Origin of the sequence: Flavobacterium hydrocarbonoxydans (genome assembly GCF_009789235.1) — a bacterium.
Lineage (GTDB): Bacteria > Bacteroidota > Bacteroidia > Flavobacteriales > Flavobacteriaceae > Flavobacterium > Flavobacterium hydrocarbonoxydans.
On record NZ_WSTB01000003.1, the window covers coordinates 439,527 to 455,464 of the forward strand.

General features: G+C 33.9%; 18 protein-coding genes. 12 read left to right on the forward strand and 6 right to left on the reverse strand.

Annotated elements, in window-relative coordinates; genetic code table 11:
• Positions 1-6 precede the first annotated feature (6 nt).
• A complete protein-coding gene (locus tag GON26_RS07650) occupies positions 7-561 on the forward strand; it encodes a GNAT family N-acetyltransferase (protein WP_160374221.1) in 555 nt (184 codons plus the stop codon).
• 99 nt (positions 562-660) lie between these two features.
• The gene (locus GON26_RS07655; protein WP_160374223.1) at positions 661-1,218 is read left to right on the forward strand and encodes a DUF3575 domain-containing protein; all 558 of its coding nucleotides are present in this window, start codon (positions 661-663) and stop codon (positions 1,216-1,218) included.
• Here GON26_RS07655 and GON26_RS07660 read toward each other — a convergent pair.
• Entirely contained in the window at positions 1,215-1,448 is a 234-nt protein-coding gene (locus tag GON26_RS07660) for a VF530 family protein (protein ID WP_160374225.1), read from the reverse strand. The two genes, GON26_RS07655 and GON26_RS07660, sit on opposite strands and share 4 nt — an antisense overlap.
• A gap of 70 nt (positions 1,449-1,518) precedes the next feature.
• On the opposite strand from GON26_RS07660, the gene smpB reads away from it, so the two are divergent.
• The 3 genes from smpB to GON26_RS07675 all read left to right on the forward strand — a co-directional run bounded on the left by smpB (position 1,519) and on the right by GON26_RS07675 (position 3,968).
• On the forward strand, positions 1,519-1,974 hold the full coding sequence (gene smpB, locus GON26_RS07665) for an SsrA-binding protein SmpB (RefSeq protein WP_160374227.1): 456 nt from the start codon (positions 1,519-1,521) through the stop codon (positions 1,972-1,974).
• 86 nt (positions 1,975-2,060) lie between these two features.
• A complete protein-coding gene (locus GON26_RS07670) occupies positions 2,061-2,699 on the forward strand; it encodes a DUF4136 domain-containing protein (protein WP_160374228.1) in 639 nt (212 codons plus the stop codon).
• 219 nt (positions 2,700-2,918) lie between these two features.
• Positions 2,919-3,968, forward strand: a complete 1,050-nt coding sequence (locus tag GON26_RS07675; protein ID WP_160374230.1) for a Fic family protein — start codon at positions 2,919-2,921, stop codon at positions 3,966-3,968.
• Positions 3,969-3,998: 30 nt separating this feature from the next.
• Here the strand turns inward: GON26_RS07675 and GON26_RS07680 are convergent, their stop codons facing one another.
• The gene (locus GON26_RS07680; RefSeq protein ID WP_160374232.1) at positions 3,999-4,640 is read right to left on the reverse strand and encodes a protein-L-isoaspartate(D-aspartate) O-methyltransferase; all 642 of its coding nucleotides are present in this window, start codon (positions 4,638-4,640) and stop codon (positions 3,999-4,001) included.
• Between the two features lie 143 nt (positions 4,641-4,783).
• Here GON26_RS07680 and GON26_RS07685 point away from each other — a divergent pair, with 143 nt between their 5' ends.
• The 7 genes from GON26_RS07685 to GON26_RS07715 all read left to right on the forward strand — a co-directional run bounded on the left by GON26_RS07685 (position 4,784) and on the right by GON26_RS07715 (position 11,705).
• On the forward strand, positions 4,784-5,749 hold the full coding sequence (locus GON26_RS07685; RefSeq protein WP_160374234.1) for a Gfo/Idh/MocA family protein: 966 nt from the start codon (positions 4,784-4,786) through the stop codon (positions 5,747-5,749).
• Positions 5,750-5,844: 95 nt separating this feature from the next.
• Positions 5,845-6,738 carry a 3-hydroxyacyl-CoA dehydrogenase family protein gene (locus GON26_RS07690; RefSeq protein ID WP_160374236.1) on the forward strand — a complete coding sequence of 298 codons (894 nt, stop codon included), beginning with the start codon at positions 5,845-5,847 and terminating at the stop codon, positions 6,736-6,738.
• A 14-nt stretch (positions 6,739-6,752) separates the two neighbouring features.
• A complete protein-coding gene (locus GON26_RS07695) occupies positions 6,753-7,442 on the forward strand; it encodes a YggS family pyridoxal phosphate-dependent enzyme (RefSeq protein WP_160374238.1) in 690 nt (229 codons plus the stop codon).
• Positions 7,443-7,514: 72 nt separating this feature from the next.
• Positions 7,515-8,876, forward strand: coding sequence for an exonuclease domain-containing protein (locus GON26_RS07700; protein ID WP_160374240.1), 1,362 nt, complete (start codon positions 7,515-7,517; stop codon positions 8,874-8,876).
• A 28-nt stretch (positions 8,877-8,904) separates the two neighbouring features.
• Positions 8,905-9,744, forward strand: coding sequence for an ion transporter (locus tag GON26_RS07705; protein WP_160374242.1), 840 nt, complete (start codon positions 8,905-8,907; stop codon positions 9,742-9,744).
• A gap of 153 nt (positions 9,745-9,897) precedes the next feature.
• On the forward strand, positions 9,898-10,821 hold the full coding sequence (miaA, locus tag GON26_RS07710; RefSeq protein ID WP_160374244.1) for a tRNA (adenosine(37)-N6)-dimethylallyltransferase MiaA: 924 nt from the start codon (positions 9,898-9,900) through the stop codon (positions 10,819-10,821).
• Between the two features lie 137 nt (positions 10,822-10,958).
• Entirely contained in the window at positions 10,959-11,705 is a 747-nt protein-coding gene (locus GON26_RS07715; RefSeq protein WP_160374246.1) for an acyl-[acyl-carrier-protein] thioesterase, read from the forward strand.
• Positions 11,706-11,853: 148 nt separating this feature from the next.
• On the opposite strand, the gene GON26_RS07720 is transcribed toward GON26_RS07715, so the two are convergent.
• The 4 genes from GON26_RS07720 to GON26_RS07735 all read right to left on the reverse strand — a co-directional run bounded on the left by GON26_RS07720 (position 11,854) and on the right by GON26_RS07735 (position 15,937).
• Positions 11,854-12,390 carry a tetratricopeptide repeat protein gene (locus GON26_RS07720; protein ID WP_160374248.1) on the reverse strand — a complete coding sequence of 179 codons (537 nt, stop codon included), beginning with the start codon at positions 12,388-12,390 and terminating at the stop codon, positions 11,854-11,856.
• Positions 12,377-13,066, reverse strand: coding sequence for a peptide chain release factor H (prfH, locus tag GON26_RS07725; RefSeq protein ID WP_160374250.1), 690 nt, complete (start codon positions 13,064-13,066; stop codon positions 12,377-12,379). The genes GON26_RS07720 and prfH overlap by 14 nt, the downstream gene beginning before the upstream one ends.
• Before the next feature lie 12 nt (positions 13,067-13,078).
• The gene (locus tag GON26_RS07730) at positions 13,079-14,470 is read right to left on the reverse strand and encodes an RtcB family protein (protein ID WP_160374252.1); all 1,392 of its coding nucleotides are present in this window, start codon (positions 14,468-14,470) and stop codon (positions 13,079-13,081) included.
• Between the two features lie 750 nt (positions 14,471-15,220).
• Positions 15,221-15,937, reverse strand: coding sequence for a response regulator transcription factor (locus GON26_RS07735; RefSeq protein WP_160374253.1), 717 nt, complete (start codon positions 15,935-15,937; stop codon positions 15,221-15,223).
• Between the last annotated feature and the right edge of the window lies 1 nt (position 15,938).

The window sequence follows — 15,938 nt, forward strand, 5'->3', positions numbered from 1 at the left end:
ATAAAAATGTTAGCATTTAATTTTTCCCCATTTCCTATTATAGAAACCGAACGTTTGGTTTTAAAAAGAATCACAAATGATGATGTTGCTGAAGTTTTTGAACTACGTTCGAATCCTGAAACAATGAAATACATCCCAAGGCCATTGGTAAAAACTACTGAAGATGCTTTAGAACACATTGCGATGATTGACGAAAAAATAGATACCAATGTAGGGATTAATTGGGGAATTACACTTAAAGGAGATTCTAAATTACTTGGAATAATCGGTTACTACAGAATGCAACCCGAGAATTATCGCGCTGAAATTGGCTATATGTTACTACCTGATTATCATGGAAAAGGTATTGTTCCAGAAGCTGTAAATCGTTTGATTGAATATGGTTTTGAGGATCTAAAACTACATTCTATCGAAGCTGTAATTGATCCGGAAAATTTTGCTTCAGAAAAAGTATTGCAAAAATGTGGTTTTATAAAAGAAGCCCATTTTAAGGAATCCGATTTTTATGAAGGTCGTTTTTTAGACAAAGTAGTTTATTCTTTACTTCAAAATAAAAGGTAAATCCATTTGAATTATTGCAATAGAAATTAATGTATTGCGTTATATTTGCAGCAAAATCAGCAATTCTAAAATATTTTTTTGCTGATAAAATTTATATTTATGAAAAAAATATTGTTTCTAATTGTTCTTTTTTGTTCTGTTCACTCACAAAGTCAAACCTATATAAAATTCAACGCAGCAACAGCAGCGGTTCTAATTCCGAACATTGGAATTGAAACAAGTATTGGAGAAAAAACAACTTTTAGCGTTGACATTATGGCTTCTTTTTGGCAATCTTTTGATGGTCACAAACCAATGAAGTTTTACACTTTAACTCCAGAAATACGCTATCATTTTAAAGAAAAATACAATGGCTTTTATGCTGGAGTTCATGCAGGTCCAGATCTATACGAATTACAAAAATGGAATTATTGGGAATCTAACAAATATGAAAAAGGAGTTGGTTACAGACTTGGCGCTACTTTAGGATATAATATAAAGCTAAACGATAAATTTTTACTGGATATTTTTGCTGGCGGGGGCTGGCATCAGGGTTTTTATAAAGGCTATTATAACGATGGAACTCCGGGTCGTTATGAAGGTAAAAAAGATTATAATAAAAGCGGTGAATGGCTTCCTTACAGAGGAGGAATTATGATTTCGTACAAACTAAATTAGCTCTTAGTAAATTTAGGAAGCGTTTTTAAATATAAATCTTCAACCTTTTTACGAGCCCAGTCTGTTTTTCTTAAGAAAGTCAAACTTGATTTTACACTAGGATTTGCAGTAAAACATTTTATCGGTATTAATTCACCTAAGGTATCAAAACCATAATAATCTGCTAATTGCTCTACTATTTTCTGAAGTGTAATTCCGTGCAAAGGATCTTTTGATTGTTGTTTTTCCATAATGCAAATTTATATCATTTATTCAAAAACAATTGCGCTTTCATATTTTTGTTGCTAAATTTGCCAACCTATGCAAAAATCAGTCAATATACTTAATAAAAGAGCCCGATTCGATTATGAAATAATCGACACATACACCGCTGGAATTGTTTTAGCCGGAACCGAAATAAAATCTATCCGTTTAGGAAAGGCAAATATTACGGAAAGCTTTTGCGAATTTAGCAATAATGAGCTTTTTGCTATCAATACCTATATTGAAGAATATGCCTTTGGAAATCAATTTAACCACAAATCAAGAAGCGAAAGAAAGTTGCTTTTGAACAGAAAAGAATTGAAAACGCTTCAAAAGAACGTTCAGGCAAAAGGATTAACCATTGTTCCGCTTAAACTTTTTACTAACGAAAAAGGTCTTGCCAAACTTCAAATCGGTCTTTGCAAAGGAAAGAAAAACTACGATAAACGAGAATCTCTAAAAGAACAAGATACAAAGCGTGACTTAGATAGAATTAAAAAAGCTTATAACTAACAAAAATAACTTTAAATTTATTTTAAAGAATGTATTTTTCCATAATTTATACTTAATTTTACTACAATAAAAAATTAATTGTAATTATGAAAAAGTATTTAATTTTATTAACTGTCCTTATATTTGCGAGTTGCGGCAGCAATACAGCAATTGTAAACAGTTGGAGAGACCCACAAGTCACCGTTGCTCAGGAAAATTTTAAAAAAGTGTTAGTAGTAGCTTTGGTTAAAGATGAAGCCTCAAGAAGAACTGCTGAAAATAGAATTGCAGCAAGTAATCCTATCTTCAAAACATCCTATCAATACTTAAACGGAACTAATCTAGACTTAACTAAAGAACAAAAACTTAAAATTTTACAAGATGAAAATTTTGATGGAGTTGTTACGATGCGTTTAGTAAGCAAAGATAAAGAGACAAACTATGTTCCTGGAACCAATACCGGATTATATTATGGAGGTATGGGCGGAATGTATGGTGGAATGTACGGATACGGTTTTGGAAACTGGTACGGAATGTATTCTCCAAATTTCTATGAACCAGGATATTATCAGGAAACTGTGTCATATATGGTAGAAACGAATGTTTTTTCGTTAAAAGAAAATAAATTAATCTGGACAGGAACTACAAAATCAGAATACGCTTCTGACTTAGGACAAACTGTAGATGCAATCATGCAAACTGTAGTAAAAGAAATGAGAAAAGACGGATCTTTACCTCCGAAATAATATAAAAAAAGCAATATTTTAGAGTATTGCTTTTTTTATTCAAAAAATTATGACTAAATTTGTCAAGACAAAATTAAGTCAGAAGTCAGAAGTCAGAAGTCAGAAGTCAGAAGTCAGAAGTCAGAAGTCAGAAGTCAGAAGTCAGAAGTCGGAAGTTTGAAGTCGGAAGTTTGAAACTTGAAATATATGACTTCTAACTTCAAACCTAAATAATCTAAAATGAAAACACTTCTTAAAAATGCTAGAGAGCAAAAAGGATTAAAAACTCGTGAAGTAGCACAAATTCTTGGTATTGATCAGGCATTGATAAGTAAATTTGAGTCAGGAACAAGAAAACCTACTAAAGAACAGATTTCGAAACTAGCACGATTATTAGAGATTGATTACGAAACCCTGATGATTGCCTGGCTAAAAGAGAAAATCCTTTATGAAATTGGTGATGATGAGTTTGCGTTGAAAGCCTTGATGGTAGCTGAAGAAGAAATTAAATACAATAGAACAATTTCAAATCTTAAAATTTCGACTTCTCTGGAAAAATTACTTCAGGAAATCGATGTTTTAAAAGCAAAGTTAGACACTTATCGTCAGTTTGATAGTTATAGAATTACACAAGCACTAGAGTTAGAATATACATTTGAAAGCAATAGAATCGAAGGAAATACGATGACATTGCGTGAGACTGATATGGTTATTAATGAAGGTTTGACCATTTCTGGAAAAAGTATGCGCGAACATCTTGAAGCAATCAATCATCATGAAGCGATTGGTTTTATTAAAGATTTAATGCAAAAAAACAATTCGTTAAACGAGCGAGATCTTTTGTCTATTCATAACTTGATCCTTCGAGGAATTATCCCAGAAGATGCAGGACGCTATAGAAAAGTACAAGTCATGATTAAAGGAAGCAGTCACATGCCACCACAACCATTTATGGTTGCTAAAGAAATGGAAGATTATTTTATTTGGTACGAAATCAACAAAAACAAATTACATCCTGTAATTTTAGCTGCCGAAATGCACGAAAGATTGGTTACCATTCATCCATTTATTGATGGCAACGGAAGAACTTCCCGCTTGGTCATGAACTTGATTTTAATGCAAAAAGGATATTTAATTACTAATATAAAAGGAGATTACGAAACCCGAATGCAATATTATCAATCATTAGAAACGGCTCAAACTAAGAACAATAAAGAAGATTTTATTCTTTTTATTGCTCAAATTGAGAAACAAAGTTTAGAGCGCTATATCGATATTATTGCACAATAAAAAAAATCCGCTCAATTGAGCGGATTTTTTTTAGTTTTTATCTTCTAATAAAGGAACAAATCGAAACTCACCAAATTCATGTTTTTCAAATTGTGTTTCGTTTTTTCGAATTAATAAAGTCATAATCTGAACCTCTTCTCCTAGCGGAATTACTAACCTTCCACCTATCTTTAATTGTGCCATCAAAGGCTGCGGAATAAATGGAGCTCCTGCCGTAACAATAATACTGTCAAAAGGCGCATAACTTGGTAACCCTTTGTAACCATCACCAAATGAAAGGTGTTTGGGTCTAATATTTAATTTCGGAAACAAATTAGATGTTTGCTTAAATAATTCATTTTGTCTTTCTATGCTATATACTTTAGCTCCCAACATACACAATACTGCGGTTTGATAGCCAGAGCCCGTTCCTATTTCCAGGATTTTATGCTCTTTTTTTACCTCTAACAATTGTGATTGAAAAGCAACCGTGTAAGGTTGCGATATAGTTTGCCCTGCTCCTATCGGAAAAGCTTTATCCTGATAGGCATAATCTTCAAAGCTAGAATTTAAAAAAAGGTGTCTCGGAATTTTTTTTATCGCATCTAAAACTGCTTTATCAGTAATTCCCTTTTGTTGTAAAGTGCTTACTAACTGATTACGAAGTCCTTGATGTTTGGCAGTATCTTTCAAAATTGGCTGGTTTAATTTCAGCAAAAATAAGAAAGTAAATAGTAAATCAAATATTGATTTTTAATTATTAAATCGCTAAATCTTTATTGCATTAACTTTTACTTTCAACAAATAAATTATATTTTTGTTTAAAATACATTATCATGTTAAAAGTGGGAGTTTTAGGTGCTGGTCATCTAGGTAAAATACATTTACGTTTATTGCAACAATCTGACAAATACGAATTGGTTGGATTTTACGACGAAAATCAGGAAAATGCCGAACGAATTTCAAAAGAATTTGGCTATAAAAACTTCAGCACTATTGCAAAATTAATTCACGCTGTTGATGTGATTGATATTGTAACGCCTACTCTTTCACATTATAAATGTGCCAAAGTAGCTATCAAATCAGGTAAACATATTTTTATAGAAAAACCTATTTCGAACACTGTTGCTGAAGCCGAGGAAATTATCGCTCTTGCAAAAGAACACAACGTAAAAGGTCAGGTTGGTCATGTGGAGCGTTTTAACCCTGCTTTTATTGCTACCAAAAACATGATCGAAAATCCAATGTTTATCGAAACGCATCGTTTGGCAGAATTTAATCCGCGTGGTACAGATGTTCCTGTAGTTCTGGATTTGATGATTCATGATATCGACGCTATTTTGAGTGTTGTAAAATCAAAAGTTAAAAATATAAATGCTAGTGGAGTCTCTGTAATTAGTGAAACTCCGGATATTGCAAATGCCAGAATTGAATTTGAAAATGGCTGTGTTGCTAACTTAACAGCAAGTAGAATTTCGATGAAAAACATGCGTAAAACACGTTTTTTTCAGAAAGATGCTTATATTTCGGTTGACTTTTTAGAGAAAAGATGCGAAGTAGTTCGTATGAAAGATGCTCCAGAAGTTCCTGGAGATTTTGATATGATTTTGCAAAATGCCGAAGGTGTAAAAAAACAAATCTATTTTACAAATCCTGATGTAGAACAAAATAATGCCATTCTGGACGAACTAGAATCATTTGCAAATGCTATAAACACTAACACTACACCTGTTGTTACGCTAGAACAAGCTACAGATGCTTTACGGGTTGCCTATCAAATTATTGACTGTTTCGACAAATAAAATTCGAGTAACTTCAAAAAATAAGATTAGCCACAAATTCACAAATTAATTGGTGAATTCGTGGCTAAAATCATAAATATAATATTCAAAGAAAAATGAAAACTATAGCTGTAATTGGTGCAGGAACAATGGGTAACGGAATCGCTCATACTTTTGCACAAAGTGGTTTTACCGTAAAATTAATTGATGTTTCGGAGAAATCATTAGACAAAGGAATGGCAACTATTGCCGCAAACTTAGACAGAATGCTTTCTAAAGGAACAATTACTCAGGAAGATGTTGCTAAAACCATTACCAATATTATAACCTATACAGATATAAAAGACGGTGTTGTAGGTGTAGATTTAGTAGTAGAAGCTGCAACCGAAAACGTTGAACTAAAACTTAATATCTTCAAACAATTAAACGAAGCTTGCCCCCATAATACGATTTTGGCGACCAATACTTCTTCGATTTCTATTACTCAAATCGGGGCTGTTGTTGCACATCCTGAACGTGTTATCGGAATGCACTTTATGAATCCGGTGCCCATTATGAAATTGGTCGAAATTATTCGTGGATACAATACGAGCGACGAAGTAACGAAAATCATCATGGATTTATCTGAAAAATTAGGTAAAACTCCTGTTGAAGTAAACGATTATCCTGGTTTTGTTGCCAATAGAATTTTGATGCCTATGCTAAATGAGGCAATTGAAACGTTATACAATAAAGTAGCGGGCGTTTACGAAATTGATACCGTAATGAAATTAGGGATGGGGCACCCAATGGGACCGCTTCAATTGGCTGATTTTATTGGTCTTGATGTTTGTCTTGCCATTTTGAATGTAATGTACGAAGGTTTCAAAAACCCTAAATATGCTCCTTGCCCACTTTTAGTAAATATGGTGAGAGCTGGAAAATTAGGAGTGAAATCTGGTGAAGGGTTTTATGATTATAGTGAAAGTAAAAAAGCAGAGAAAATCTCTAAGCAATTTATTCTTTCATAAAAAAGAAAAATAGCATGTCAATAACATCAAATTTAAATACTATAAAAGCAACTCTTCCTGAAAATGTAACTTTGGTTGCGGTCTCAAAAACCAAACCTGTGGTCGATTTAATGGAAGCTTATGAAGCTGGTCAGCGTATTTTTGGAGAAAATAAAATCCAGGAAATGGCTGATAAGCATGAGCAAATGCCAAAAGACATTCAATGGCACATGATTGGTCATGTTCAGACGAATAAAGTCAAATTTATGGCGCCGTTTGTAAGTTTGATTCATGGGGTTGATAGTTTGAAATTATTACAAGAAATCAACAAACAAGCTTTAAAAAATGATCGAATTATAGATTGTTTGCTCCAAATATACATTGCCGAAGAAGAAACTAAATTTGGTTTGGATGAAAAAGAATTAACAGCACTTTTATCTTCTTCAGAATATAAAGAATTAAAAAACATTCGTATCTTAGGATTGATGGGAATGGCCACTTTTACGGAAGATCAAAACCAAATCAAAAAAGAATTCACACATTTGAAATCTATTTTTGATTCAATTCAAAATAAAGATGCACAATGTAGAGACGCACAACAATGTATTTCTACAGAAAATCATTTTTCTATAATATCAATGGGAATGTCTGGCGATTATCAGCTTGCCATAGAATGCGGAAGCACAATGGTTCGCATTGGAAGCAGTATTTTTGGCGGTCGTTGATATTATTGTAGATTTTAGATTGAAGATTGTAGATTATTACTGAATACTAAAAACTGACACTGAATACAGAATTTGTACGCAATACTAGACATAGAAACCACTGGAGGACAGTTTAATGAGGAGGGAATTACCGAAATCGCCATTTATAAATTTGATGGTCATGAGGTTGTGGACCAATTTATTAGCCTTGTAAATCCAGAAATTCCGATTCAGCCTTTTGTGGTGAAATTAACCGGAATCAATAATGCTATGTTGCGTTCTGCTCCTAAGTTTTTTGAAGTTGCCAAACGTATCATCGAAATTACTTCTGATTGTATTATTGTAGCTCACAACGCTTCTTTCGATTACCGAATTTTACGTACCGAATTCAGACGTTTAGGTTATGATTTTGAGGCTAAAACACTTTGTACGGTAGAATTGGCAAAAAAATTAATTCCTGAACAACCTTCATACAGTTTAGGGAAACTGGTTCGCGCACTCGGAATCCCAATGGCAGACAGACATCGTGCCAGCGGAGACGCAATGGCAACTACCAAGTTGTTCAAAATGCTTCTCGAAAAGGACCTAGAAAAAACAATCGTAAAAGATTTTATAAAACTAGAAGTCGAAAAAGGAATTGCACCAAAATTGCTTGATATTTTAAGTCAATTACCAACCAAAACCGGAGTTTATTACATTCATAACGAAGGCGGAACTTTAGTTTACATCGGCAAAAGCCAAAACATAAAAAAACGTGTCAATCAGCATTTTACCGGCATCACGACCAAAAGCAAAAAAATTCAGGCCGAAGTTTTTACCATTACCTATGATGAAACCGGAAGCGAATTAATCGCACTTTTGAAAGAAAGTGAAGAAATAAAAATAAACCGTCCGAGATATAACCGATCGCAGCGAAAAACAATTTTTCAGTATGCTTTGTATGCCGAAAAAGATGCTAACGGGTACATGAATTTAAAACTAGAAAAAGCGGATGGCCGTAAAAAAGAAATTACTTCGTACGCTACTTTGCAAGAGGGTAAAAATGCACTTTTCAGACTTACCTCTAAATATCATTTGTGCCAAAAACTAACGGGTTTGTATCAAACAAAGAAAGAATGTTTTCAATATAAAATCAAGGAATGCGATGGTGCTTGCATTGGCGAAATTACACCTGAAATTTACAACCTAAGAGTACAACAATTAATAACGGAGAATAGCTTCGAAAACAAAAGCATGATCCTGATTGACAAAGGGCGAAATGTAAACGAGCGAAGTGCTGTTTTAATCGAAAACGGGCTTTACAAAGGCTATGCTTTTTATGATTTGAACTATCAAATTACCAACATCGAAATCCTAAAAAATATCTTGATTCCGATGCAGAACAACCGCGATGTCAAGAATATTATCCAAAGCTACATCCGAAAAAGCAAAACGATAAAAATACTTCATTTCTAAACAACTAACTTTCATTATCTTCGTAGATATGACAAGATCAAAATCACAATTCGAAGTTTTCAGAGAGAAAATAAAAATCGTTTTATACGGCACCAACACCGTTTTAGGACGCATGTTCGACTTGGTTTTACTTGGTCTAATTCTGCTAAGTGTACTGTTGGTTATGATGGAAACCGTCGAAGGAATCGACCAAAAATACCATTCCTTACTTATTATATGTGAGTGGATTATCACAGGATTCTTCACAATCGAATATATTTTACGAATAATTTCGATTCAAAAACCTGTAAAATATATATTCAGTTTCTACGGAATTATCGATTTAATGGCCATCATGCCCATGTACTTATCGTTATTTTTCCCAGGAGCGAGTATTTTATCTATCATTCGAGCGTTGCGTTTTCTACGTTTGTTCAAAATATTACACATTCCGCAAATCTCACAACAATCCATTCAGCTCAAGGAAGCCATGGAAGCCAGCAAAGAAAAAATAATGGTTTTCATCTACTTTGTACTCATCAGTACCATCATCATTGGTACCGTAATGTATTTGGTCGAAGGCAAAGAAAGTGGCTTCACCAGCATCCCAATGAGTATTTACTGGACCATTGTAACCCTGACAACAGTTGGTTATGGCGACATATCTCCACAAACTCCTTTAGGACAATTCATTGCAGCTTTGGTCATGATATTGGGTTACGGAATTATAGCGGTTCCAACCGGAATCGTAACGGCTGAATTCGCCAAGAAAAGCCTTAGAAACAACACGGTCAACACCAACAAAATATGTAAAAAGTGCCATTCTCAACTACATTTTGACAATGCCAAATATTGCCATGAATGCGGAACAGAATTGCCCAATAATTAATTTAAGGAGCTATTTCCAGCTGTACATTACAACTCCTCCTTATATTTGTTGTTTTTTTAAGGCATAAAAGGAGCTTCTAAAGTCGCTCTTTTATCCCAAAAAAAACGAACAACTATAAGTCCGGGGTTTCCATTTCCATCTGGGCTAAAAAATATGAAATACCTAATTACCATCGTCGGACCAACAGCCATAGGCAAAACCGCCTTGAGTATTGCTTTGGCACAACATTTCAACTGCGAGATTATTTCGTGTGACAGCCGTCAATTTTTTAAAGAAATGACCATAGGAACCGCTGTTCCAAGCAAAGAAGAATTACAAGCTGCCACGCATCATTTTATTCAAAATAAATCCATTTTCGAAAATTATACCGTTGGCGATTACGAAAAAGAAGCACTTCTTAAAGTAGAAGACTTATTCAAAAAAGATGATTTCGTCATTCTTATTGGTGGTTCTGGTTTATATGTTGATGCGATTTTAAAAGGATTCGACGAATTTCCGGAAATCAATCCAGAAGTTCGTACTGATGTAAATTCGAATTATGAAAAACTCGGAATCACTTATTTGCAGGAACAATTACAACTTTTAGATTCAGATTATTTTGAAAAAATAACGCTTGAAAATCCACAAACTTTACAAAATCCACAACGAATGATGCGTTTTGTAGAAGTTTGCATCGGAACAGGAAAACCTTATTCTTCTTTTTTAAATCAGAAGAAAAACAATCGAAATTTTACTCCTATTTTGATCGGTTTAGATGCTGAAAGATCGGTAATTTATGACCGAATCAATCAACGTGTGGATATTATGATGAAGGCAGGTTTACTCGAAGAAGCCCAAACATTATATGCTAATAAGGAATTAAATGCACTGCAAACGGTGGGTTATAGAGAATTATTTAGTTATTTTGCCGGAGAAATCACATTACCTTTTGCCATCGAAGAAATTAAGAAAAACACCAGACGTTTTTCGAAACGCCAATTGACTTGGTTTAAACGAAATGAAGACACTAAATGGTTTGATTTTTCAGTTGACAGAAGAAAAATTATTACATATATAGAAACTAAAATAGGTCAATAATAAGATTATAAAAACCAAGAGGTGCTATATTATTTTTTATATCAGAGCTAAAAAATATCAATTTTGATATTCAAAAAATAATATCAAAATTTAATCTAATCCCGATAGCTATCGGGACATAAATCTACAATTACAAAATGCCAATATCTCCAAATTTCACTTCGGTTTTAAGTAAAGACTGGGAAATCAATTTTACACAATGTACGCCAAATGGTTCCTTAAAATATACAGACTTATGTAATATTTTGCAACTAACCGCCGCCGCGCATTCTGAAGTTGGCGGTATTAGCTTTTATGATATGCAGGAATTCCATCAGGCTTGGGTTTTAAGTAGAATGCGGGTTGAGATTAGTGCTTTGCCAAAATGGGGAGATACCGTAACCGTAAAAACCTGGATTAACAGCCTTGAAAATTCGCGTTCTGTACGTGCTTTGGAAATGTATGTAAAGGATAAAAAAATAGTAGGCTGCGAAACTTTTTGGGCAGTTTTTAATACTCAATTACGTCGTCCAGAAGCTTTGGCTTTGCCCTATGAACACTTTGAATTATTTCCGGAAATTAGAGCCACTGAAGAAGGTTTCTCTAAAATAAATATCAATCACGAGAAAGAAGCAGTTTTCGAAAAAGTCGTTTATTTATCAGATCTGGATATTGTCAATCACGTAAATAATGTAAAATATCTGGAATGGTGTCTGGATCATGTTGATGAAAAACGAATTCTGAAACAAGAAGTCAAAAGTTTCGAAATGAATTTCATGAAAGAATTATCCCTGAAAGATGTTGTTGTCATTCATGAAAGCGAAAACGATGACAACTCTGCCGTAACTTTCAGTATTACAAAAGGTGATAAAAGCTGTTTTGCCCTGCAACTGAACTGGAAATAAATCGCCTTCGGATTTAAATGATTAAACGGGTTTACACTGATTTATTATTTCAATTCATAACTTGATCAATCAGTAAATTCATTCCAAAAAATAAAAAAAACGATGCTGTTCAGGTTGAATTGCATCGTTTTTGCATTTTAATCAAAAATTATTTTGATTTCTTTTTTGAAGATTTCTTTGGCTTTTTAGACTTCTTTTTCTTCTCCGTCAAATCAATTTTAGCCTTAATTCTTTTTTCAATTTCAGTACAATCCCCTTCTGATATATAATGAATGGAGTAAAGTTTTGCCTTTTTGATTTCTTTCAAAGCTTTTTTAAACTCCAGCTGCACTTCAAAAAGAATGGCTTTTTTAAGCAAAATATCAGCTCTGTTGATTCCTTTTAGGGTCAGTGCAAAATCAATCAGCTTTTCCGCTTCTTCATAATCTTCGTTCAAAATCAAAGTCTGAATGTAATATGAATATACTTCAAGTGCGTTGATATTTTCGCCTAAAGCTTGTTGAAAGTAATTTTTTGCTTCTTCATAATTCCAAAGCTGCTCTGCCTGAATTCTTCCGTACAAACACAAAACCATTGTGTTTTTGGAATCATACGAAAAAGCATAATCTAAAGATTCTATCGTTTCTTCAAGCGAATACGGATAATTATCCAAAGCCTGAAAAAGGTATTTATCAATTGTTTTCATTTCGTAAATCTGTTTTTAATTGCTGCCGGACTCCTTTGTAACTTTTCGTTACTTTATTTTTCTTAAAATCTGTCCCTGTAAACGTTCGGACAGGATTACCACGCTGAATATTCAGTTGATTTTCCCACTGTTTGCCCACATGATTTTTAAGCTGTTGCAAAGTCTCATTTGCTAGTTTTTTTAATAATCTTTCTGTTGCCAGTTTTTTGTTTTGGTGTTGCGAGCGACTGTCCATTGCTACAACCGCAATTCCTGTTGGAATATGGGTTGCACGAATGGCTGAACTCACTTTATTAACATGTTGTCCTCCTGCTCCTGAACTACGCATCGCCTGATACTGAATATCATTTTCTGAAATCGAATTATTCTTTTGTGGCACAATCTCGAAAATGCCAATAAACCAATTTTTACGTTTGTGCATTTTTCTAAACTGACTTTGCCTAATCCATTGAACCGAGCCTATCCAAGAATTGACAAATCTTTCAGCTTCTCTGCCTTTTACAGCAATTGTAGCTGTTTCAACAGTACCATTTTCCTGACCAACTTCTCTTTGCAGTAAAACAGTTTCTAATTGTTGTTCTTGCGCTTCTTCCAAAACTTTTTTAAGCACCTGGGCAACCACCCAAGTGCATTCTGCAGGTCCTCGACCTGCCGTTATCTGAATTATTTTTTCCATTTTTAATGCTTTTTAACGGTCCATTCGAACAATTTTTGGCGTAAAAGTTCCCAGAACTTCAACCAAATCTGTTTGATTTGCCATAACTTTTGTAATGTCTTTGTAGGCCATCGGAGCTTCATCAATATTTCCTCCAATTAATGAAACATCATGTGCTTTCAGAACCTTTTTAATTTCACTTTGCGTAAAAGTGCTTTTGCATTTGGCTCTCGAAAACAATCTTCCTGCACCGTGCGAAGCAGAGTTTAAACTATCTGTATTTCCTTTGCCTTTTACAATATAACCTGGTGCCGTCATCGAACCCGGAATAATTCCTAACTGGCCTTCAGCCGCAGGAGTTGCTCCTTTTCTGTGCACAATACATTCCTGACCATTTACCATTTCTTTCCAGGCAAAATTGTGATGATTTTCAATCGTAACCACTACTCTTTTTCCGATGGCTTTCGCAATTCTTCTATGAATGTCGTCGTGACAGGCTTTGGCATATTCTCCGGCTAAATTCATCGCCAGCCAATATTCCTGACCATCATGTGTATTCAAATCAAGCCAGGCCAGATGCTGCACATTTCTAGGCAACGGACATTGCTTGGTTGCCAAATAAGTGTAATGCTTCGCAATATTTGCACCCAAACCACGTGATCCACTGTGTGATAATACAGCGAAATATTCGCCTGCTCCTAACTTCCACTCATTTTCAGGATTATCGATTTTAGCCACTCCAAATTCTACAAAATGGTTTCCTCCGCCAGAGCTTCCTAATTGTTTGTACGCTTTTGGCAAAAGATTCTTTAACAAAGGAATATCCTGAAATTCACTTTTGTAAAAAACTTCGTGATCTGCTTTGACAGTATGCGTTTCGTTCATTCCAAACTTAGTATGGTCTTTCAAAATCGCTTCTAATTGATGTTCTTTTCCTTTGAAATATGAAGCTGGCAAATCAAAAATTGACAAGCTCATTCTACAACCAATATCAACGCCAACACCGTATGGAATAACCGCATTATCAGTCGCTAAAACACCGCCAATTGGTAATCCGTAACCGGAATGTGCGTCCGGCATTAAAGCTCCAGCTACCGAAATTGGTAATTTTAACGAATCATATAATTGAAATTTTGCCTGTTCATCGATTTCGTTTTCCCCAAAAATGGTAAACGGAGCGCGGGTTGTTTTCAATTGGTGCATCCTTACCTGAACTGGCTTTATCAAACCTTCGGCTACTTTTCCCCAGGTTCCGTGGCCTTCAAACTTTTCGGGAAAGAGCAAAACTTCTTTGGCTTCTGTTAGAATCGCTTCTTTTTTCTCTCTTTTTCTATATCTGTTTATTTGCCCTAAGGCAATATTTATTGAATTGTTTTTAGGAAAGCCTAATTTAATCAGGTCTTTTCCGGATAATTTATTTCCCATAAATTTTTTAATTATTCTTTTTTTTGTCCAAGCTTATTTCCTGTTCAAACTGAAATAATTCAGAATGAAACATAAGCGTGCGGAATATTTTATCCCTTTTCGGAATAAATAATGGAACTGTTTTTCGGGAAAATTTGAGGGTCTAGAATTAAAAAAGCCCGAAACTAAATGGCTTCGGGCTTTTATATATCTAAAAAATTAATTTCTAAGATTGAAATAAGCCACGAAGAAGTGCTGCACCAAATCCGTTTGGTGTGAAGCTTTGAGATGATGATGTAAATACAAACATTTTTCTTCGTTATTAAAGGGTTATTATTTTTTCGTCTGCAAATATTCAGAATTGTTTTTTGATTTTCCAAATTATTTTAGATAAAAATCGTGTAAAAAAATATTCTACATTTTATTTTCTTATTAAAAACAAAACTATCTATCTGAAAACAAATCCCCTAGCCCTGATGGAAGTGGAAATCCTTTTGTTTTTTTCTTTAAAAAACAAAAGATTGAAGCGTACAGCAGGAATAGCTTCTAAAAAATTAAAATCTTTTAAGTAGTAAATTCTAAATTTTGAAATTCCAAATTCTAATCTTTCTTGAATTACTTTACTAGGATTCCTCCGGAATGACAAGATTGTGTGCTTTCTTTAATGAATTACTTTGCTGGGATTCCTCGGGATTAACAAGTTAACGCTCAAATTTAGATATAAAAAAAAGCCCTGATTTCTCAGAGCTTTATATATTATTAAGTGAAATGTTATTCTGCTACTTTGCTTTTTACAACAAGTCTGAAACCTTCACCGTGGATGTTTAAAATCTCCACATCTTCGTCTGATTTCAGGTATTTTCTAAGTTTGGCGATGTAAACGTCCATACTTCTTGAAGTAAAATAGTTGTCATCTCTCCAGATTTTTGTTAATGCAAGTTCTCTTGGCATTAAGTCATTTTCGTGAAGGATTAACATTTTTAGCAATTCATTCTCTTTTGGAGACAATTTGATTGCTTCGTCATTCTCGAAAGTTAAAAATCTAAGTTTAGAATTTAGGTGAAATTTACCAATGTTAAATTCAAACTGAACTTGCTCTGCTTTTGTATCAGCCGATTTTCTTTGAATAATTGCTTTAATTTTCATCAATAAAACTTCTGAATCAAAAGGTTTATTCAGGTAATCATCAGCTCCTGCTTTGTACCCTTTCAATACATCCTCTTTCATCGATTTTGCAGTCAGGAATATAATTGGCACTTCGCTATTTTTTTCTCTAATTTCTTTGGCTAAAGTGTAACCATCTTTATAAGGCATCATGACGTCAAGAATACATAAATCGTAAACATCTTTCTTGAATTTTTCGAAACCTTCCATACCGTTTTTAGCTAAAGTAACTTCAAAGTCATTTAACATTAGATAATCTTTAAGAACTGCCCCAAAATTAAGGTCATCTTCTACTAAAAGTATTCTTTTGTTAGTATTTTCCATA